Origin of the sequence: Caulobacter henricii (assembly GCF_001414055.1) — a bacterium.
Lineage (GTDB): Bacteria > Pseudomonadota > Alphaproteobacteria > Caulobacterales > Caulobacteraceae > Caulobacter > Caulobacter henricii.
On sequence record NZ_CP013002.1, the window covers coordinates 1,806,268 to 1,825,098 of the forward strand.

The 18,831-nt window shown below is 61.2% G+C and carries 14 protein-coding genes and 2 tRNA genes; 11 read left to right on the top strand and 5 right to left on the bottom strand.

Annotation, left to right across the window (positions count from 1 at the left end; translation table 11 throughout):
* Positions 1-73: 73 nt before the first annotated feature.
* From AQ619_RS08355 to AQ619_RS08365, 3 genes are all read right to left on the bottom strand, one after another.
* The gene (locus tag AQ619_RS08355; RefSeq protein WP_062146302.1) at positions 74-2,254 is read right to left on the bottom strand and encodes a TonB-dependent receptor; all 2,181 of its coding nucleotides are present in this window, start codon (positions 2,252-2,254) and stop codon (positions 74-76) included.
* Positions 2,255-2,554: 300 nt separating this feature from the next.
* On the bottom strand, positions 2,555-3,964 hold the full coding sequence (gene glnA / locus AQ619_RS08360; RefSeq protein ID WP_062146304.1) for a type I glutamate--ammonia ligase: 1,410 nt from the start codon (positions 3,962-3,964) through the stop codon (positions 2,555-2,557).
* Between the two features lie 45 nt (positions 3,965-4,009).
* Positions 4,010-4,348 carry a P-II family nitrogen regulator gene (locus AQ619_RS08365; RefSeq protein WP_062146307.1) on the bottom strand — a complete coding sequence of 113 codons (339 nt, stop codon included), beginning with the start codon at positions 4,346-4,348 and terminating at the stop codon, positions 4,010-4,012.
* Positions 4,349-4,596: 248 nt separating this feature from the next.
* On the opposite strand from AQ619_RS08365, the gene AQ619_RS08370 reads away from it, so the two are divergent.
* The 6 genes from AQ619_RS08370 (at position 4,597) to AQ619_RS08395 (ending at position 10,667) form a co-directional block, all read left to right on the top strand.
* On the top strand, positions 4,597-6,135 hold the full coding sequence (locus AQ619_RS08370; RefSeq protein WP_062146310.1) for an acetyl-CoA acetyltransferase: 1,539 nt from the start codon (positions 4,597-4,599) through the stop codon (positions 6,133-6,135).
* 4 nt (positions 6,136-6,139) lie between these two features.
* Complete coding sequence (locus AQ619_RS08375; RefSeq protein ID WP_062146312.1) at positions 6,140-6,709, top strand: histidine phosphatase family protein; 570 nt, start codon at positions 6,140-6,142, stop codon at positions 6,707-6,709.
* Between the two features lie 10 nt (positions 6,710-6,719).
* The gene (locus tag AQ619_RS08380) at positions 6,720-8,210 is read left to right on the top strand and encodes a bifunctional ADP-dependent NAD(P)H-hydrate dehydratase/NAD(P)H-hydrate epimerase (protein WP_062146315.1); all 1,491 of its coding nucleotides are present in this window, start codon (positions 6,720-6,722) and stop codon (positions 8,208-8,210) included.
* A gap of 22 nt (positions 8,211-8,232) precedes the next feature.
* Positions 8,233-8,317, top strand: a tRNA-Leu gene (locus AQ619_RS08385).
* A 192-nt stretch (positions 8,318-8,509) separates the two neighbouring features.
* A complete protein-coding gene (gene tig, locus AQ619_RS08390; protein ID WP_261340240.1) occupies positions 8,510-9,868 on the top strand; it encodes a trigger factor in 1,359 nt (452 codons plus the stop codon).
* Positions 9,869-10,040: 172 nt separating this feature from the next.
* A complete protein-coding gene (locus AQ619_RS08395) occupies positions 10,041-10,667 on the top strand; it encodes an ATP-dependent Clp protease proteolytic subunit (protein WP_062146317.1) in 627 nt (208 codons plus the stop codon).
* 66 nt (positions 10,668-10,733) lie between these two features.
* Here the strand turns inward: AQ619_RS08395 and AQ619_RS08400 are convergent, their stop codons facing one another.
* Positions 10,734-11,405: an HAD-IB family hydrolase gene (locus AQ619_RS08400; protein ID WP_062146319.1), complete on the bottom strand. Its 672-nt coding sequence runs from the start codon at positions 11,403-11,405 to the stop codon at positions 10,734-10,736.
* A 346-nt stretch (positions 11,406-11,751) separates the two neighbouring features.
* Here AQ619_RS08400 and clpX point away from each other — a divergent pair, with 346 nt between their 5' ends.
* From clpX to AQ619_RS08420, 4 genes are all read left to right on the top strand, one after another.
* The gene (gene clpX, locus AQ619_RS08405) at positions 11,752-13,014 is read left to right on the top strand and encodes an ATP-dependent Clp protease ATP-binding subunit ClpX (protein WP_062146321.1); all 1,263 of its coding nucleotides are present in this window, start codon (positions 11,752-11,754) and stop codon (positions 13,012-13,014) included.
* Between the two features lie 391 nt (positions 13,015-13,405).
* Positions 13,406-15,805, top strand: a complete 2,400-nt coding sequence (lon, locus tag AQ619_RS08410; RefSeq protein WP_062146323.1) for an endopeptidase La — start codon at positions 13,406-13,408, stop codon at positions 15,803-15,805.
* 149 nt (positions 15,806-15,954) lie between these two features.
* Complete coding sequence (locus AQ619_RS08415; RefSeq protein ID WP_062146326.1) at positions 15,955-16,233, top strand: HU family DNA-binding protein; 279 nt, start codon at positions 15,955-15,957, stop codon at positions 16,231-16,233.
* A gap of 109 nt (positions 16,234-16,342) precedes the next feature.
* A tRNA-Val gene (locus AQ619_RS08420) sits at positions 16,343-16,417 on the top strand.
* A 12-nt stretch (positions 16,418-16,429) separates the two neighbouring features.
* Here AQ619_RS08420 and AQ619_RS08425 read toward each other — a convergent pair.
* On the bottom strand, positions 16,430-17,632 hold the full coding sequence (locus AQ619_RS08425; RefSeq protein WP_236849554.1) for a nucleotide disphospho-sugar-binding domain-containing protein: 1,203 nt from the start codon (positions 17,630-17,632) through the stop codon (positions 16,430-16,432).
* Positions 17,633-17,784: 152 nt separating this feature from the next.
* Between AQ619_RS08425 and AQ619_RS08430 the strand changes: the two genes are divergently transcribed.
* Positions 17,785-18,675, top strand: a complete 891-nt coding sequence (locus AQ619_RS08430; protein ID WP_062146330.1) for an SPFH domain-containing protein — start codon at positions 17,785-17,787, stop codon at positions 18,673-18,675.
* The last annotated feature ends 156 nt before the right edge of the window (positions 18,676-18,831 follow it).

Here is an 18,831-nt window from a genome sequence, read left to right on the forward strand (position 1 = left end):
CGGACGCTGACCTCAATGAAAAAGGGGCCGCAGATCGCTCTGCGGCCCCTCGATTTTCCGACTACGGGATCGGCTACATCTTCACGTTCAGCGAGACACCGATCACGCGGGGCTCGTTGACGAACGCGGTGTTGTTGTTGAAGTCGATCGCGCCCTTCAGGTTGTTCTCATCGGTGATGTTGCGGGCAAACACCGCCGCCTCCCAAGCACCGTCCAGCTTGGCATAGCCGAGCTTGAGGCCGCCTTCGAAGTCGCCCTTGCTGTAGAACTCCTTCGATTCATAGAGGAAGAAGTTCGTCAGACCCTGCACCTTCCAGTCGGTATAGGCGAAGAGCTCGCCATCAGCACCGAACGGGACGGCGTAACGGGCCGTCACGTCAAAGGTATATTCGGGTGCATTGGGGAAGGGGTTGCCGTTGATCAGGGCCAGGCCGGTCGAGGTGCGCGGATCGGTTACCGTGCACTGGGCGCAGGTCGCCGTCGTCAACTTGGAGTCCTTGATCTCGGTCTTGGCGTAGGAATAGCCCGCCGTCACGACGAGATTGTCGGTGACGACGAACTCGGCGTCTAGTTCCACACCGTAGGCCTCAGCCTTGTTGGCGTTGATCAGGCGGTTGGAGTTCGAGCCGCCGCCGACTGCACTGAACTGAGGATTATCGATCGTATAGGTGAACAGCGCGCCGTTCAGGCGAACGCGGCGATCGAGCAGTTCGCTCTTCAGGCCGACTTCGTAGGACAGGATGGTTTCAGACTGCGCGACTGAGGCGGGAGCGAAGAAAGCGATGTCGCGGCCCTGGATCGACGGACCGCGGAAGCCCGAGGCCACCTTGCCGTAGACGCTGACATTGTCTGCGACTTCATAGAATGCGCTCAGATCCCAGCTGACTTTTTCGTCAGAGACCGAGACTGGGGCCACCTTGTTCGGACCGGACACAACGCGCATGTCCTTGTCGTCGCTGGTGTAGCGGAGGCCACCCGTCAGGGTCAGGGCTTCGGAGGCCTTGTAGGAGGCCTGGCCGAAGACGGCCCAGGAGGTGTTCTTCTGCTCAAGGGTCGTCACCGGCGCAAAGCCCGGGTCGGTGCGGATCTGGTAGCTGGTATCGAAATAGAAGGCACCAACCTGCCAGCTCAGCGGTCCATCGGTATCGCTGGCCAGGCGCAGTTCCTGGGTGACCTGGTCAAGTTCCTTGATACCGTCGGTGCTTTCCGACGGGAAGGGAATGAAGCCCGGACCCTTCAGGTTGCCGCCGTCGATGTCGCCGCGGCTGGAGCCGTGGGTTTCTTCATAGGCGGTGATCGAGGTCAGGGTGACGTCGCCGAAGTCGTAACCGATGTTGGCCGAGGTGCCCCAGCCCTTGTACTTCTGCGGGTTGCCGGCCCCCGCGTCGAAATAGACCGTCTTGCGGTCATAGTTGGCATTGAGCTTGTTGGAGCCCTTGGTCAGGACGTTGGCGCGGAACGTGGCCGAGGTGCCGTCGAGGTCGCGGCCGTGAATGTTGAACAGGGCGCTCATGGCTTCGGTCGGTGTGAACAGGACCTGCAGACGCGCCGCCTTTTCGTCGAAACCGCCCAGGGCGTCATTCTTCTTGGTGAAGGCGTTATTGATGTAGTCGTCACGGTGCTGGACGAGCAGCGAGGCGCGCGCCGCGACCTTGCCGGGGACCAGAGCGCCACCAAAACCGCCGTCAAAGGTCAGGGTGTTGAAGCTGCCATAGGACAGGGCGGCGCGGGCCTTGGTTTCTTCGCTCGGCTTGACCGAGCTGAACTTGACGATGCCGGCCGTGGTGTTGCGACCAAAAAGCGTGCCTTGCGGACCGCGCAGGACTTCCACCTGATCAATGTCATAGATCGGCGAGCTTTTCAGGACGACGTTTTCCAGAACGACTTCGTCCTGGATGATCGAGACCGGCTGCGAGGCGGCCAGGTCAAAGTCGCTGTTGCCGAGGCCGCGGATATAGAAGCGCGGGGCCGCGCGGCCGTTCGAGGATTCGGCATAGAGGCCAGGAGCCTTGGCCGACAGCGCCAGGATGTCGTCACCGGCGGCAAAAGCCGATTGCAGCCGCTCGCCACCGAGAGCGGTCACCGAGACCGGGACATCCTGAAGGTTTTCGCTGCGCTTCTGGGCGGTCACGATGATGTCGCTGACGGTATCTTGCGCCATCGCGGCCGGTGCGGCTGCGATGGCTGCGCTGAGGGCGGCGAAACCGCAGGTGACGCGCAGAGCGCGGCGAAGGAGCTTATTGGAGCTTTGCATGGAGAGATCCTGTGCTGACCAAGCTTCGAGATGCCGATTCTAACGAGGGCGTTCGCGTCGCTTCCGTGGGAGATGCGATACGCTCAGTTCGCCTGATGGCGATATCGTCCATTGTCTGATTTCAGGCGGTTATGGTGGATTGCGGCGGTTCTGTTGCGGAGTTGCGACAATTTTGTTCAGCCGATGCTGCCTAAGTAAGAAGTCATTCTCATTCGGCGACGGCCCGAGGGACAACTCGGGCAAAAAAATGGGCCAGAGAATGCTCTCTGACCCATTTCTCAACGTCGGAAGACGCTTAGGTTAGCACTTGTAATACATCTCGAACTCAACCGGGTGCGGATGCAGTTGCAGACGCATCACTTCTTCCATCTTCAGTTCGATGTAGCTGTCGATGAAGTCGTCATCCATCACGCCACCGGCCTTCAGGAAGGCGCGGTCCTTGTCGAGGTTTTCCAGGGCTTCGCGGAGGCTGCCGCAAACTTCCGGGATCTTCTTCTGCTCGCGCGGGGGCAGGTCATAGAGGTTCTTGTCGGCGGGCGCGCCCGGATCGATCTTGTTGTTGATGCCATCGAGACCAGCCATCAGCAGAGCCACGAAGGTCAGATAGGGATTGCCCATCGGGTCGGGGAAGCGGGCTTCCAGGCGCTTGGCCTTCGGCGAGTCGACGTGCGGGATCCGGATCGAGGCCGAGCGGTTGCGGGCCGAATAGGCCAGCTTCACCGGAGCTTCATAGCCGGGCACCAGGCGCTTGTAGGAGTTCGTCGTCGAGTTCGAAAAGGCGTTGATGGCCTTGGCGTGCTTGATGATGCCGCCGATGTACCACAGGCACATGTCGGACAGACCGGCATACTTGTCGCCGGCGAAGAGCGGCTTGCCGTCGCCCCAGATCGACTGGTGAACGTGCATGCCCGAGCCATTGTCGCCAAACATCGGCTTGGCCATGAAGGTGGCGGTCTTGCCGTAGGCGTGGGCCACGTTGTGGATCACGTACTTATACAGCTGCAGACGGTCGGCCATGGTCACCATGGTGTCGAACTTCAGGCCGAGTTCGTGCTGGGCCGGTGCCACTTCATGGTGGTGCTTTTCCGGCTTCATGCCGAGTTCGCCCATGACTGCCAGCATTTCGCCGCGCAGGTCTTGCGCCGAGTCAATCGGGTTGACCGGGAAGTAGCCGCCCTTGGGACCCGGGCGGTGGCCCATATTGCCCTCGGGATAGGTCTTGGCGGAGTTACCCGGCAGTTCGACGGAATCGAAGGAGTAGCTGGTGTCGTTCGGCGAGGTGTTCCACTTGACGTCGTCAAAGATGAAGAACTCGGCTTCAGGGCCGAAGAACACGGTGTCACCGATGCCCGAAGCCTTGACGTAGTTCAGGGCAGCCTTGGCGATCGAGCGCGGGTCGCGGTTATAGGGCGTGCCGGTGTCAGGGTTCACCACGTCGCAGAACAGCGCCAGGGTGGTTTGCTGATAGAACGGGTCGATGATGGCGGTCGTCAGGTCCGGACGCAGCTTCATGTCCGACTCATTGATGGCCTTCCAGCCGGCGATCGACGAGCCGTCGAACATGGTGCCGTCATTGAGGAAGTCGTCATCAACGAGATCGATGTCGAAGGTGACGTGCTGCATCTTGCCGCGCACGTCGGTGAAGCGAACGTCAACATACTTGACGTCCTTTTCCTTGATGAGATTCAGGATTTCCTTGGCCGTGCTCATTCCGTATCCCCTTCTTGAGCGTCGTATGCGTTCAAAGGTCCGTGCCTAGACGGCAGCTGGACCGTTTTCTCCGGTTCGGATGCGGATGACTTCCGCGATCTCCGAGACGAAAATCTTGCCGTCGCCGATGCGGCCCGTCCGGGCGGCGCGAGTGATCGCCTCCAGCGCCGGTTCCAACTGGCTATCCTCGATGACGACCTCCACCTTGATCTTCGGCAGGAAGTCGACGACGTACTCTGCGCCGCGATAAAGCTCGGTGTGACCCTTCTGGCGGCCATAACCCTTGGCTTCGAGCACGGTCATGCCCTGGACGCCCATCTCCTGGAGGGCCTCCTTTACCTCATCGAGCTTGAACGGCTTGATGATGGCTTCAATCTTCTTCATCGGTTCCACTTTCGGGCCCGCCGACGCGCCGCGTCGCTTGTGACGGGCACCGACCACGCCCCCCGGGGGACTCGCAAGCGCCGGCCCGGAGGAATCTGCCCGCCTGAGGGCGGTTTGATCGTGATGTTCAAATTTTGTGCAGCGCGAGCATGAAAACTAGTCATAGCGAGATTGCCGTCCAATTGACCTTGCCGTGCGCTGTTTCGCCCCTAGGATCGGCCCCAACAAGCGTTTGAACGGGGGTGAACATGCGTGACAACACGCCAGTTTTGATCGGGGCCGGCCAGTTCACCTTTCGCGGCGAGATCGAAAATTCCCCGTCTCCCCTGCAACTGCTGAAGATTGCAGCGGAAAGGGCTGTGGCAGATGCAGGCCTCTTGGGGTCGGATCTTGCCGGACTCGACGCCATGGTGGTCATCGCATTCAGTATCGATGCGCCGGGGGGGCTTTCGAAGCTTCCGATGCCGCGCTTGATCAATCCTCCGTCAAGTCTGGCCAGGGCGCTTGGTGCCGACCCTGCATGGAAAGTCTACACGGAGACGGGCGGCAACAGTCCCCAGCAAGCCGTGAATGCGGTCTGCGAGCGCATCGCACAGGGAAGCTCGGAGCTGGCGCTCGTAGCGGGTGCCGAGTTTCTCGGTTCTTTGATGAAGCGCCTGAAAGGGGGGCTCGGCTTTGACGGATGGGGCGATGACCTCGTTGAAGCCCCAGAGCGAATGGGCGACCCCCGGCCTGGCGTGACAGCTCAGGAGGCCGCGCATGGCCTCGGCTATCCGGTCAACACCTATCCGCTGTTCGAGAATGCACTTCGGGCGCGCGACGACCGGTCTCTGCAGGACCACCAGCAGCGCCTGGGCGAGCTGTTTTCGCCGTTCAGCAAGGTGGCGGCCGGCAATCCCATGGCCTGGTTCCCGCTGGAACGGTCAGCAGAGGAGCTGACAACGGTCACCGATCGGAACCGGATGATCAGCTTTCCCTATCCCAAGTATCTGAATGCGATCATGGAGGTCGACCAGTCCGCTGCGATCTTGATCTGCAGCGTCCGGAAGGCGCGGGAACTGGGCGTATCGGAAGACAAGTGGGTGTACCTGCACGGCTGCGCAGATGCGGCTGATCTCTGGTATCCATTGGACCGGCAGAATTTCCATTCCAGCCCGGCCATCCGTTTGACGGGAGAGCGCGCCCTGGAGATGGCGGGGGTCACCCTGGCCGATATTGACATCATCGACCTCTATTCCTGCTTTCCGTCCGCTGTTCAGGTGGCGGCAGAGGAACTGGGCCTGGCGCTTGATGATCCGCGAGGTCTGACGATTACCGGAGGTCTGCCCTATTTTGGTGGACCAGGTAACAACTACGCTCTGCACTCGATCGCGGAGATGATGACCCGGCTCCGGGAACGTCCCGGTGCCTTTGGTCTCTGCACGGCCAATGGCTGGTTCCTGACCAAGCAATCGATCGGGATCTATTCCACCAAGCCGTTCGACGGCGATTGGGTGCGCGAGGCTCCCTCACGAATTCAGGCGCAGATCGACAGCCTGCCCCATCCGGAGATTGTCGAGCGACCCGTCGGGCCATCGACGATCGAGACCTACACCGTTGTCCACTCACGAGAGGGCGTACGGATGGGCATTGTCGTGGGGCGTGACGCTTCGGGGCGTCGCTTCGTCGCCCATACACCTGATGATCCTGCAACCCTTCTAGATCTTGAGTCTCGGGAGGGCGTCGGTCGCACCGGGATCGTCGGTCCACATCCTGATGGCGTCCGAAATCTCTTTATTCCGGATTGATCCCATGGCCCGCGTGTACGTCATCAGACATGGCCGTCCGGCATCGAGTTGGGGAGGGGACGACGGCGACCCCGGGCTGGATGAGATCGGCCGCCAGCAGGCCATCGAGGTGATGGAGTCCATGCTGGCTCTGCCCGAGGCGACAAGGCCGCGACGGGTGGTCTCTTCGCCGCTCCGTCGATGCCGGGAGACCGCTGAGCCTCTGGCTCAGGCACTGGGTCTGGATCTGCACATTGATGCCCGCGTTGGCGAGATCCCAACGCCGGCGGCCTTGTCAGATCCAGAGCGTCCCGCCTGGCTCAGGACCGCGTTCGGCGGTGAATGGGACCAGATCGTAGGCGATATGGACTACGCCGCTTGGGCGAGGGGTGTGGCAGCTGCGGTGGCTGAGTACCCCCTGACAGCCGTGTTCAGCCACTTTGTCGCCCTGAACGCAGCCGTCGGCGTTGCGACCGGCAATAGGCAGGTAGCCGCCTTCAGGCCGGACCACTGTTCGGTCACAACCTTCGATATTCAGGATACGCGCTTGCTCTTGATCGAGAAAGGACGCGAAGCTCAGAGTCAGGTTCTCTGAGGGAGACGACGTGTCGCGGGAAATTCTGACCGTCGCTGAGATGACGCAGGCTGACCGCCAGGCGGTCGAGCAAGGCCTTTCCATCGATCTGCTAATGGACAGAGCCGGGTTTGCAGTCGCGGAAGCGGTCATGAAGCGCTTTCCGCCGGGCCGAGCGGTGATCTGGTGTGGTCCGGGCAACAATGGCGGCGATGGCTATGTGGTTGCGCGATGCTTGCACGACAAAGGCTGGTCCGTTCGGGTTGAAGCCGCCGCGGCCCCGGCGACGGAGGCCGCCAAAAGAGCCGCTGCGCTTTGGAAGGGCGAAACGGTTCCGCTATCGCCTTCACCGTTCCCAGCGGATCTGTATGTGGATGCGCTGTTTGGCGCTGGTCTGTCGCGCGGCCTTGAGGGTGACGTGGCCAAACTTGCGTGTGCGTGCGCCCAGTTGAATGAGCCGGTCGTCGCGATCGATCTACCCAGTGGCTTCAATGGGGATACGGGGCGACGTCTGGGCGAGGCTGTTTTCTGCGCCGATCTCACGGTGACCTTCCATCGCCTGAAGGTCGGGCACTGCCTTTACGAGGGGAGGGCTGCCTGTGGCGAAGTTGTCGTGGCCGATATCGGCTTGCCTGCGTCAGAAGGGACTGCATCGCTCTTTGAGAACACGCCTGATCTCTGGGAGAGGCATTTTCCGTGGCCGGCTCTGAATGTGCACAAGTACCAACGGGGCCGGCTAAAGGTCGTTAGCGGCGACGCCGGGAAGACCGGGGCGGCGCGATTGGCTGCCCGCGCGGGCCTTCGGATCGGCGCAGGCGTTGTCACCCTTCTATCCCCATCCGGAGCCCTTGCCGAAAACGCGGCTCACCTTGAAGCGGTGATGCTGGCACCTTTTGAAAGCGATGCAGATCTGCGGGCTGCGGGGGAAGCAGCGGACGCTGTTGTGATCGGACCTTCAGCGGGCGTGGGCGAGACGACGGTTCGAAACCTATTCGCCCTCGCCGGGACCGGTTCGGCCCTTGTGGTCGATGCCGACGCCCTGACCAGTTTCCGGCAGGATCCTGAGGCGCTCTTTTCTGCCCTCGATCGCGATGACGTGCTGACGCCGCATCCGGGTGAGTTCGAACGGATCTTCCCTGGTCTATTGGCACGCTCGGCCGAACGGATTTCGGCAACTCGCGAAGCCGCAAGACTGGCTGGCGCCGTTGTATTGCTGAAGGGCCCCGATACGGTCATTGCCGCCCCGGATGGACGTGCTGTCGTGTCGCTCAATGGCTCGCCCTGGTTGGCAACGGCCGGATCGGGCGACATCCTGGCGGGGTTCATCGGCGGCCTGATCGCCCAGGGCATGACGAGCTTTGAGGCAGCCTGCGCCGGAGTGTGGATTCATGCCGAATGTGGCCGTGCCCACGGGCCGGGTCTGATCGCCGAGGATTTGCCGAATCTCGCGCCTGCCGTCCTTGCCGGACTCCTGGCTCGACGTCCTAGCGTCAAGCGTAGCGGACTTGCCTCGGGGCGGTGAAATCCGTAAGGCCTGCCCCAATGCGGATGTGGCGAAACTGGTAGACGCACCAGATTTAGGTTCTGGCACCGAGAGGTGTGGAGGTTCGAGTCCTCTCATCCGCACCAAGATCGACTGAATGCTCTCCCGATGAAGAGGGATGGGCGTGACTTTTGCCGCTGGCGCTCTTGGATGGTCGCGCACGTCGTGACATAAGGGCGCTCTTTCGCCGCCCCGGCCTCGCGGGCGGCGTCGATGTTTTTGACCCCAGGGCGGACCCCCGGCGCATGCGTCGCAGGTTCGAGAATATGACCATGTCGATGCAGATCGTTGAAAAGTCGGGCGAAGGCCTCAGCCGCGTTTATGGGGTGACCGTGCCCGCCGCCGAGTTGGCCACGCGTCTCGAAGCGCGGATCGCTGAAGTCGCGCCGCAAATGAACGTCAAGGGCTTCCGCCCCGGCAAGGTCCCCGCCGCCCATGTGCGCCGCCTCTATGGCAAGGCCCTGATGGGTGAAGTCGTTGAGCAGGCGCTCAATGAGACGACCCAGAAGGTTCTGGACGACAACAAGCTGCGCCCGGCTGGCCAGCCCGAACTGAAGCCTTCCTCTGACATGGAAAAGGTTGTCGCCGGCGGCGAAGACCTCGCCTTCGAGGTGGCCATCGAAATCATGCCTGATTTCGAGCCGATCGATCCGGCCGGCATCGAGCTGACCAAGCCCGTTTACAAGGTCTCGGACGCCGAGGTCGACGAGGCCCTGGCCGAGCTTGCCAAGCAGGCCCGCACCTATGAGCCCCGCAAGGGCAAGAGCCTGAAGTCCAAGGACGGCGACCAGCTGTTGATCGACTTTGTCGGCACCGTCGATGGCGTCGAGTTCGCCGGTGGCAAGGCCGAAGGCGCAGAACTGGTCCTCGGTTCGGGCCAGTTCATCCCGGGCTTCGAGGACCAACTCATCGGTGCCAAGCCGGGCGACGAACTGGTCGTGAAGGTCACCTTCCCGGAAGATTATCAGGCCAAGGATCTCGCAGGTAAGGCCGCCGAGTTCGCCACGACCGTCAAAGAAGTGCGCGCTCCGGTCGACGCCGAGGCCGACGACGAACTGGCCAAGCGTTTGGGCCTGTCCGACCTCGCCGCCCTGAAGGAACTGCTGAAGTCAAACCTTTCGGGTCGCTACGAAAATTCGTCGCGGTTCAAGCTGAAGCGCGCCCTGCTGGACATCCTGGACACCAAGCACGAGTTCGAACTGCCGCCGCGCATGGTCGACGCCGAGTTTGCGGGCATCTGGCAGCAGGTTCAGGCGGACAAGGCGCAGGGCGGCCTGCCGCCTGAGGACGCCGACAAGACTGAAGACCAACTCAAGGACGAGTATCGCAAGATCGCCGAGCGTCGGGTTCGCCTGGGTCTGGTGCTTGCCGAAATCGGTCGCAAGAACGAGGTGGTTGTGACCGACCAGGAACTGACCGACGCTATCATGCGCGAAGCTCGCCAGTATGGCGCGCAAGCCCAGCAGGTGTTCGACATGTACCGTCAGCGCACCGATCTGCAGGCCGCTCTGCGCGCCCCGATCTATGAAGACAAGGTCGTGGACCTGATCTTCGGCAAGGCCAAGATCGAGGAAAAGGAAGTCTCCAAGGAAGAGCTCCTTGAAGAGGACGATCTGCCGGAAGGCTACGGCGGCTAAGGCTTCCGTTTAGAAATGAGACCAGGCGCGACTCGCAAGGGTCGCGCCTTTTTCTTTGGCCCACGAGGGCCTTCGGCTCCTTGCAACCTGTTAATCGCCACGCGATATGCGTTGGCGACGCTGTGCGAGGTCTGATTCGCGCAGCCCCAAAACGCGAAAAAGGGCGAACCCTATGTACGATCCGGTTGCAACGGCGATGAACCTCGTTCCGATGGTGGTCGAACAGACCAGCCGCGGTGAGCGCGCGTTCGATATCTTCTCGCGCCTGCTCAAGGAGCGGATCATCTTCCTGACCGGGCCCGTCGAGGACGGCATGGCCAGCCTGATCTGCGCCCAGCTTCTCTTCCTGGAGTCCGAGAACCCCAAGAAGGAAATCGCGATGTACATCAACTCGCCGGGCGGCGTGGTGACCGCTGGTCTGGCGATCTACGACACCATGCAATACATCAAGAGCCCGGTTTCGACGGTCTGTATGGGCATGGCGGCCTCTATGGGCAGCCTGCTGCTGTGCGCCGGTGCCGCTGGGCAACGGATCTCACTGCCAAACTCGCGCATCATGGTGCACCAGCCTTCGGGTGGCTTCCGCGGTCAGGCCTCTGATATCGAGCGTCATGCCGAAGACATCATCAAGACCAAGCGTCGTCTGAATGAGATCTACGTCAAGCATTGCGGCCGCACCTATGAAGAGGTCGAGCGCACCCTGGACCGCGACCACTTCATGAGCGCTGAAGAGGCCAAGGCTTGGGGTCTGATCGACCATATCAATGAGACCCGCGACGAGACCGACGCCAAGGCTTAGGCCAAAGCGTCCCGCACCAGGTGATCAAGCCGCCGCCCGCAAGGTCGGCGGCTTTTTTGCACCGGCCTAGATCGGCCTGCCGCGAAAGACGCGATAGCCACGCTCATCGGCGATGGCCAGCATCTCGGTATCTCCGGAGGTGTCGCCATAGGCGGCGGTCAGCCGAACCTCTTCGCCAAACAGTTCCTTCAGTCGGACAACCTTTTCCCGGGCGCGGCAGTTTGGTCCGGCCAGGACGCCAAGGGCGCAATCATCTGGACCGAAGGCCAGCCTTGTGCCGATCAGAACGTCGGCGCCAAGGCCTCGGGCGAAGGGTGCGACCGTGATGTCGGGAGACGCGGTGACGATCACCATCTTGGCGCCCTTGGCCCGCCAGCGCCGCCAAACCGCAAGAGCGTCGGGCCGAAACAGGGAAGGGGCGTAGAGCTCAGCAAAGGCGCGTGCGTCTGATTCCAGCTCGGTCTGGGTTGCGCCTTTCAGGAACTCCCGAACGGCCGCAGCCTTGAGCTTGCCGCGATTGCGATTGAACGCGTAGCCCAAGAGAGCTGGCGACAGGCGGACAATTCCGAGTGTCCAGCGCGCGGGCCCGGCGCGCCATTTCAGAAAGGCGTTGAAGCTGTCGCGAACGGTCAGGGTGCCATCGAAGTCAAAGGCCACCAGCGCCGGGGCGTCAGTCATTTCCCCTGTCATCGGCATCGAGGCCGTAAGGCCTTTGGACATCAATGAGCGCTTCGCCATTCTACTCCACGCGCGCCTGGCGCGTCCCGTTCATCAAGCGGTTGTTCGAACACGATTCCCGGCTGCGCTCTAAACGCTTCCGCGCCCTCGAACGCTATCGGAATAGCCCTGTCGTTGTGTCTACGACCTTGGTAACCATTTTAGACTCTAAGATCGTTACAGGGTACGGCGCATTGACGGGTTGGGCGGCCGAAAAAGCCTCCAAGGCTTGTGAACTGCGGCCGGATCGGGGAATGTCAAGGATTAGACAACTCCCGGCCTGTAAGCTGTCGCTTCGGTGGCGGCATGTGAGCCAGGAGCGGGCGTCACGGCAGTGGCCGTCGCCGCCATAGCGTGAGAAGCGACCATGACGAAAGCCGCGAGCGGCGATACCAAGAGCACTCTGTATTGTTCTTTCTGCGGAAAGAGCCAGCATGAGGTGCGTAAGCTCATCGCGGGACCGACGGTGTTCATTTGCGATGAATGCGTTGAGCTCTGCATGGACATCATTCGCGAAGAGCACAAAATAGCCTTCGTGAAGTCAAAGGACGGCGTTCCGACGCCGCGTGAAATCTGCGAAGTCCTGGACGATTACGTTATTGGACAGGGGCACGCCAAGAAGGTGCTCGCCGTAGCGGTGCACAATCACTACAAGCGTCTGAACCATGCGTCGAAGAACAATGACGTTGAACTGGCCAAGTCCAACATTCTTCTGGTCGGCCCGACCGGTACCGGCAAGACCTTGCTGGCCCAGACCCTGGCCCGAATCATCGACGTCCCCTTCACCATGGCCGACGCCACGACCCTGACCGAAGCCGGTTATGTGGGTGAAGATGTCGAAAACATCGTGCTCAAGCTCCTGCAGGCGGCCGACTACAACGTCGAGCGTGCCCAACGGGGCATCGTCTACATCGATGAAATCGACAAGATCAGCCGCAAGTCCGACAATCCGTCGATCACCCGTGACGTCTCGGGGGAGGGCGTGCAGCAGGCTCTGCTGAAGATCATGGAAGGCACCGTCGCCTCCGTGCCGCCCCAGGGCGGGCGAAAGCATCCCCAGCAGGAGTTCCTGCAGGTGGACACCACGAACATCCTGTTCATCTGTGGCGGGGCGTTCGCCGGCTTGGAGCGCATTATCTCGGCGCGGGGCCAAGGTAAGTCGATTGGCTTTGGTGCCAAAGTCGCAGATCCGGAAGAGCGCCGTACCGGCGAAATCCTGCGCGGCGTCGAGCCGGATGACCTCCAGCGCTTCGGCCTGATCCCGGAGTTCATCGGGCGCCTTCCTGTGGTCGCCACCCTTGAAGACCTGGATGAGATCGCTCTGGTCAAGATTCTGACCGAGCCTAAAAACGCCTTCGTCAAACAGTACCAGCGACTGTTCGAGATGGAGAATATCGGTCTGACCTTCACTGAGGATGCGCTTCACGGGGTCGCGACCAAGGCGATCGCCCGCAAGACAGGTGCGCGGGGCCTCCGTTCCATCATGGAGGGGATCTTGCTCGAGACCATGTTCGAATTGCCCAACTATGAGGGCGTCGAGGAGGTTGTGGTCAATGCAGAGGTCGTTGAAGGCCGTGCCCAGCCTCTGCTGATCTATGCCGAGAAGAAGGGTGGCGCTGCGTCAGCCTGACGCTCGCCTCCAATCCAGTGATCAAGGCGCGCTCCCAGGAGCGCGCCTTTTTCGTGAGTCGCGGCGGCTATTCGGCCGGGCCCGACCCAATCTGCATTAGCGACCTGTGAGAGTGGTCAAGTCGTTCCAGCTCAGCTGATCCCTGATTCAGGAACGAATTTGCGCAATAGAACCCTTTGGGGGCATATCCCCTTCAGCTTGGCGACTAATGCGCGACTCGTCGCCGCTATCAGGCGACTCGGCTTGAACGCAGTTGCGAAACGTCCACATAAATAGGGACCATTCCGTCCAGTCCCGGACGGACGGACCGAGCGACTCAGGCGCATCGTCTGAATAACGCCGGCCCGCATGGCCGAGCGCGAATGTCGCGACGGCCGGGAGTAAGAGCATCATGTCTGAACTTCGTACGCTTCCAGTCTTGCCACTTCGGGATATCGTTGTTTTCCCACACATGGTGGTGCCGCTCTTTGTCGGGCGCGACAAATCTGTCCGCGCCCTTGAAGAGGTAATGCGCGGCGACAAGCAAATTCTCCTGGTCACCCAGAAGAACTCTGCAGACGATGATCCGTCGCCGACGGACATTTATGACGTTGGGGTCCTGGCCACCGTTCTTCAGTTGCTGAAGCTGCCTGACGGCACCGTGAAGGTTCTGGTCGAGGGCAAGGGACGGGCCGCCGTGGTCAAGTTCACGGAACAGGAGTCGTTCTACGAGGCCCAAATAGGTGAGGTTAGCGAAGACGAAGGCGCTGGCCCCGAGGTCGAGGCCCTGTCGCGGGCTGTGGTCGAGCAGTTTGAAAACTACGTCAAGCTCAACAAGAAGGTGCCTCCGGAGGCCCTGGCTTCGATCCCGCAAATCGCGGAGCCCGGCAAGCTGGCGGACAGCATCGCTGCCCATCTCTCCGTCAAGATTGGCGACAAGCAGAGCTTGCTGGAAATCTTCGACATCGTGAAGCGGCTTGAAAAGGTCTTCGCCCTGATGGAAGGCGAGATCAGCGTCCTTCAGGTTGAGAAGAAGATCCGCTCGCGCGTCAAGCGTCAGATGGAAAAGACACAGCGTGAGTACTACCTCAACGAACAAATGAAGGCGATCCAGCGCGAGCTGGGCGATCCCGACGACCAGCGGGACGAGCTGATTGATCTCGAAAAGCGGATCAAGAAGACCCGTCTGTCGAAAGAAGCCCGGACCAAGGCCGAGAGCGAGCTCAAGAAGCTTCGCAACATGAGTCCGATGTCAGCGGAAAGCACGGTTGTTCGCAACTATCTCGACTGGATGCTGTCGATCCCCTGGGGCAAGGCCAAGACCAAGAAGATTGACCTCAATGAAGCCGAGGAGATCCTCGACGCGGATCACTATGGGCTGGAGAAGGTCAAGGAGCGCATCCTTGAATTTCTCGCCGTCCAGGCCCGCACAAACTCGCTGAAGGGCCCCATCCTTTGCCTCGTTGGCCCCCCCGGGGTCGGCAAGACCTCCTTGGGCAAGTCCCTGGCCAAGGCCACGGGGCGCGAGTTTGTTCGCATGAGCCTGGGTGGGGTTCGCGACGAAGCCGAGATCCGCGGTCACCGGCGGACCTATATCGGCTCGATGCCCGGCAAGGTCATTCAGTCGATGAAGAAGGCCAAGACGACCAACGCCTTCGTGCTACTCGACGAAATCGACAAGATGGGCAGCGACTACCGGGGTGATCCGGCTTCAGCACTGCTGGAAGTCCTGGATCCGGCCCAAAATTCGGCCTTTGGCGACCACTATCTGGAGGTGGATTACGATCTCAGCCAGGTGATGTTCGTCACGACGGCCAATAGCCTCAACATGCCCCAGCCTCTGCTGGATCGCATGGAGATCATCCGGATCGCCGGCTATACCGAGGATGAGAAACTTGAGATCGCCAAGCGCCATATCCTGCCCAAACTGACCAAGGATCATGGTCTGAAGCCGGCTGAGTTCGTGGTTCCGGAAAAGGCGATCCGTGATCTGATCCGCTACTACACACGGGAAGCCGGTGTGCGGTCGCTTGAGCGCGAGCTTGGCGCACTGGCGCGCAAGACGGTCCGTGACCTCTCCCGCGAAAAGGTGGCATCGATCACGATCGATGATGAGCGTCTGGCCAAGTACGCCGGCGTCAAGAAGTACCGCTATGGCGAAACCGACGAAGTTGATCAGGTCGGAATCGTGACCGGTCTGGCCTGGACGGAGTTTGGTGGCGACATCCTGACGATCGAAGCCGTGAAGATGCCCGGCAAGGGCCGCATGACGGTGACCGGCAATCTCAAGGACGTCATGAAGGAGTCGATTTCGGCCGCTCAGTCCTATGTGCGGTCTCGGGCTCTGCACTTTGGCGTAAAGCCGCCGATCTTTGAAAAGACGGATGTGCACATCCACGTGCCCGATGGGGCCACGCCCAAGGATGGTCCTTCCGCAGGTGCCGCCATGGCCGTCGCCATGGTGTCCGTACTAACGGGAATTCCGATCCGCAAGGATATCGCCATGACTGGTGAGATCACCCTGCGGGGGCGGATTACGGCCATCGGCGGGCTCAAGGAAAAGCTCCTTGCGGCTCTGCGTTCGGGCGTGAAGACGGTCCTGATCCCTCAGGAGAACGAGAAGGATCTGGTCGATGTCCCGCAGTCCGTCAAAGACGGTCTGGAGATCATTCCGGTCTCGACTGCCGATGAAGTTCTCAAACACGCCCTTACAGGTCCGCTGACGCCGATTGAATGGAATGAAGCGGATGAGCCAATTGCTGCAAGTGCGAAGGCGGATGAGGGCGAGGTTGACGCCATTTTGACTCACTGAATGTAAGTTATTGTTGATAAGTTGAGCGGCGCGGGACTTTGCCGCGCCGCCTTCATTTGACGGGGCATTTTCCGCCGCCATAATCCCGGCCGAGCGAAGTGGCGTAGGCTTTTGCGAAGCGCCGCCGCTTTATTGGCTGGGAGAAAAACATGACCACAAAAGCCGAACTCGTCACGGCGATCGCCGAGAAGGCGGGCATCAATAAAAACCAGGCCAAGGACGCCCTGGAAGCCTTCATCGAAACCGTCACCGACTCTCTGAAGTCAGGCCATGACGTTCGCCTGGTCGGCTTTGGCACATTCAAGGCCGTCGCCCGGGCGGCGGGCACTGCCCGCAATCCGCGGACCGGTGAAACGGTCAACCGTCCGGCTTCGAAGACGGCGCGGTTCCAGGTCGGCGAAGGCTTGAAGACCACATTGAACGGCTAAAGCGGTCTGTGAAATTACAGGGCGGTGCGTCACTTGGCGGACCGCCCTTTTTGTTGGCGCTTTGCAGCGGCGCTACTGACGGCTAGAAGGCCGCTTCGGCATCTCTAGAGGGCGGTTAGCTCAGCGGTAGAGCGTCTCGTTTACACCGAGAGGGTCGGGGGTTCGATCCCCTCACCGCCCACCAGAATGTCTTGGTTCACGTCAGCAGGCCCTCTAACAGGGTTGCGGCGGATCGCTGGTCCTGATCGGCCCTGATTGCTTCGCCAAGGGCTGCGGCGGCCTGGCGATAGCGGCTATCCTCCAGCAGCTCCGCAAGTGCTGCCGTGATCGGCTCAATACCAGCGTCGGGTGCCAGACGCAGCCCGGCACCGCGGGCCGAGACACGTGCTGCATTGTCAAGCTGGTCACGTCCCATCGGCAGGCAGAGCAAGGGTACGCCCGCCATCAGCGGCCTAAGGGTCGAGCCATGGCCCGCGTGAGTCACGAAAACCGCCGCTTGCTTCAGCAGATCGGCATGGGACGCGCTGCGGACGACCGTTACATTGTCCGGGTGAGAGAACTCTGCGGGGTCCAGGGTGGGGCCGGTCGTTACCAGGCCGCGCACCGGGAGTCGGCCCAAGGCGGCTATTACATTGGTCAGAGCGGCTTCTTGCGCTTGATAGAGGCTTGAAAAGGAGACTAGCACCAGAGGAGCCGTCCCGGCCGGGACCGCCTCAAGTTCGATCCAGGCCGGATCAGCGAGGTAGGGGCCTGCATAGGCAAAGGGCTTTGGGAGCGGGTCCGGCCCGAAGTCAAAAGCGCGGCTGCTGGCAATCAGGATCAGACTCGCTGCGTCAAGTTGCGCAAACAGATCGTTCAGGCCCTCTAGGCCGAGGTGGCTACGCGCCGCATTGAGTTCCTCCAGCCCGACCTGAAAGAAGCCCCGGCTCATCTGGGTCACCATGGCGTGCATGGCCCGTTCGTCGTCCGAGTTGGCCGGTAGCATGCCTGCACCAAACGGAGGGACGCCGGGCAGGGTAGGGAGCGACCAGATGTTGGCAGCGAACAGGGCCAGCGGCAGGTTGCGCGCCTCAGCAGCGGCCATAACGCCTAAAAGCAGTTCCTGGGTGACCACGGCATCCGGCCTGAAGGTGTCGATGGCCGACAAGGTGTCCTCTGCATAGGCCTGGGCCGGGCCGGCCATGACCCGTTCGATCAACCGGTGAATGACCTCCAGAGGATTGTCGGCTTCATGATCCTTCAGGCGATCATCCTCGCGTCGTTTTCCAGTTTGGTTCGGCGCCTTGGTCCAGGGCAGGAAGTGCAGGCCCAGGGCGGCTGCGTCTGACGCATTGCAGATGTCGCTCAGGATCAAGACGCTGTGGCCGCGGTCTTTGAGTTCCAGTGCTGCGAGCAGCATGGGTTGGACGTGTCCGCCGCCTTCCCAGGTCGTGAATAGATATCGCGGCATCTCGTCCTCACTCTGTCGGCTCAAGGGCTTACGCGGTCCGGGTTCGCCTTGCCAATAGCGATCAAAGTGATATCACTTGTATATCAATTTGGAGAATGGCGATGGACCAGGTGCACACCATCAACAGATCAGTCGAGCGGATCGGAGCCGGTCGCAGCGGAGGTCTACCACTCCTGTCAATGCCGTTGCTCATTGGCCTAGGGGTCTGGGCCTTTATCAGCGCTGAAACCTATGGGGGTGGCTACAACGCGCTTGGGGCCATTCTGGTCACCTCGGCCGTTCTGGTTGGTTGCGGCTTCTATTCGCTGCAGCCGAACGAAGCGTCTGTGAATACGCTGTTTGGGGCCTATGTCGGAACCGACCGCACAACGGGACTGCGCTGGGTCTTACCCTGGTACGGGCGAAAGAAGATCAGCCTTCGGGTTCGCAACGTCACAAGCGAAATGCTCAAGGTCAACGACAAGCGCGGCAATCCCATCGAGATCGCTGCCAACATTGTCTGGCGCGTCGCTGACTCGGCTCAGGCTCTGTTCGATGTCGATGACTATGTCGCCTTCGTGAACATCCAGATTGAGACCGGCCTGCGGGAGGTCGCCTCGCACTACGCCTACGACCATGCCGAAGAGGGGGAGCCTACGCTCAGGGCCGATGCAGAGGAAGTTGGCGCCAGGCTGCAGGCTGACCTGCAGGCCCGGATCGCCGTGGCGGGCGTGGCCATCGATGAGGCACATCTGATGCACCTTGCCTATGCGCCCGAAATCGCCGGCTCGATGTTGAAGCGGCAGCAGGCCGAAGCGGTGCTGTCTGCCCGGCGCACGATCGTAGCCGGGGCCGTAGGGATGGTTGAAAACGCCCTCAATCAGCTCAATGAACGTGGCGTCGTTGTCCTGGACGACGAGCGCAAGGCCGCAATGGTGTCCAACCTCCTCGTGGTCCTGTGCGCGGATCGAGAAGCTCAGCCGGTCGTCAACACCGGCACCCTTTACGGCTAAGCCTTGAAAGCGGTGCCGGAGGAAACGGGTAAGACAGTGCGGCGATCGTTCCTGATGCGCGTCCGCCCAGACGTGTTGGCCGCCGTCGAGCGCCTTGCAGCAGAAGAACTGCGGAGCGTGAACGCCCAGGTTGAAATGCTGCTGCGGGAAGCTCTT

Excerpts from the sequence above, each read along its gene's own strand:
- AQ619_RS08355 (WP_062146302.1), bottom strand. The coding sequence starts at position 2,254 with ATGCAAAGCTCCAATAAGCTCCTTCGCCGCGCTCTGCGCGTCACCTGC.
- glnA (WP_062146304.1), bottom strand. The coding sequence starts at position 3,964 with ATGAGCACGGCCAAGGAAATCCTGAATCTCATCAAGGAAAAGGACGTC.
- AQ619_RS08365 (WP_062146307.1), bottom strand. The coding sequence starts at position 4,348 with ATGAAGAAGATTGAAGCCATCATCAAGCCGTTCAAGCTCGATGAGGTA.
- AQ619_RS08370 (WP_062146310.1), top strand. The coding sequence starts at position 4,597 with ATGCGTGACAACACGCCAGTTTTGATCGGGGCCGGCCAGTTCACCTTT.
- AQ619_RS08375 (WP_062146312.1), top strand. The coding sequence starts at position 6,140 with ATGGCCCGCGTGTACGTCATCAGACATGGCCGTCCGGCATCGAGTTGG.
- tig (WP_261340240.1), top strand. The coding sequence starts at position 8,510 with ATGCAGATCGTTGAAAAGTCGGGCGAAGGCCTCAGCCGCGTTTATGGG.
- AQ619_RS08395 (WP_062146317.1), top strand. The coding sequence starts at position 10,041 with ATGTACGATCCGGTTGCAACGGCGATGAACCTCGTTCCGATGGTGGTC.
- AQ619_RS08400 (WP_062146319.1), bottom strand. The coding sequence starts at position 11,405 with ATGGCGAAGCGCTCATTGATGTCCAAAGGCCTTACGGCCTCGATGCCG.
- clpX (WP_062146321.1), top strand. The coding sequence starts at position 11,752 with ATGACGAAAGCCGCGAGCGGCGATACCAAGAGCACTCTGTATTGTTCT.
- lon (WP_062146323.1), top strand. The coding sequence starts at position 13,406 with ATGTCTGAACTTCGTACGCTTCCAGTCTTGCCACTTCGGGATATCGTT.
- AQ619_RS08415 (WP_062146326.1), top strand. The coding sequence starts at position 15,955 with ATGACCACAAAAGCCGAACTCGTCACGGCGATCGCCGAGAAGGCGGGC.
- AQ619_RS08425 (WP_236849554.1), bottom strand. The coding sequence starts at position 17,632 with ATGCTGCTCGCAGCACTGGAACTCAAAGACCGCGGCCACAGCGTCTTG.
- AQ619_RS08430 (WP_062146330.1), top strand. The coding sequence starts at position 17,785 with ATGGACCAGGTGCACACCATCAACAGATCAGTCGAGCGGATCGGAGCC.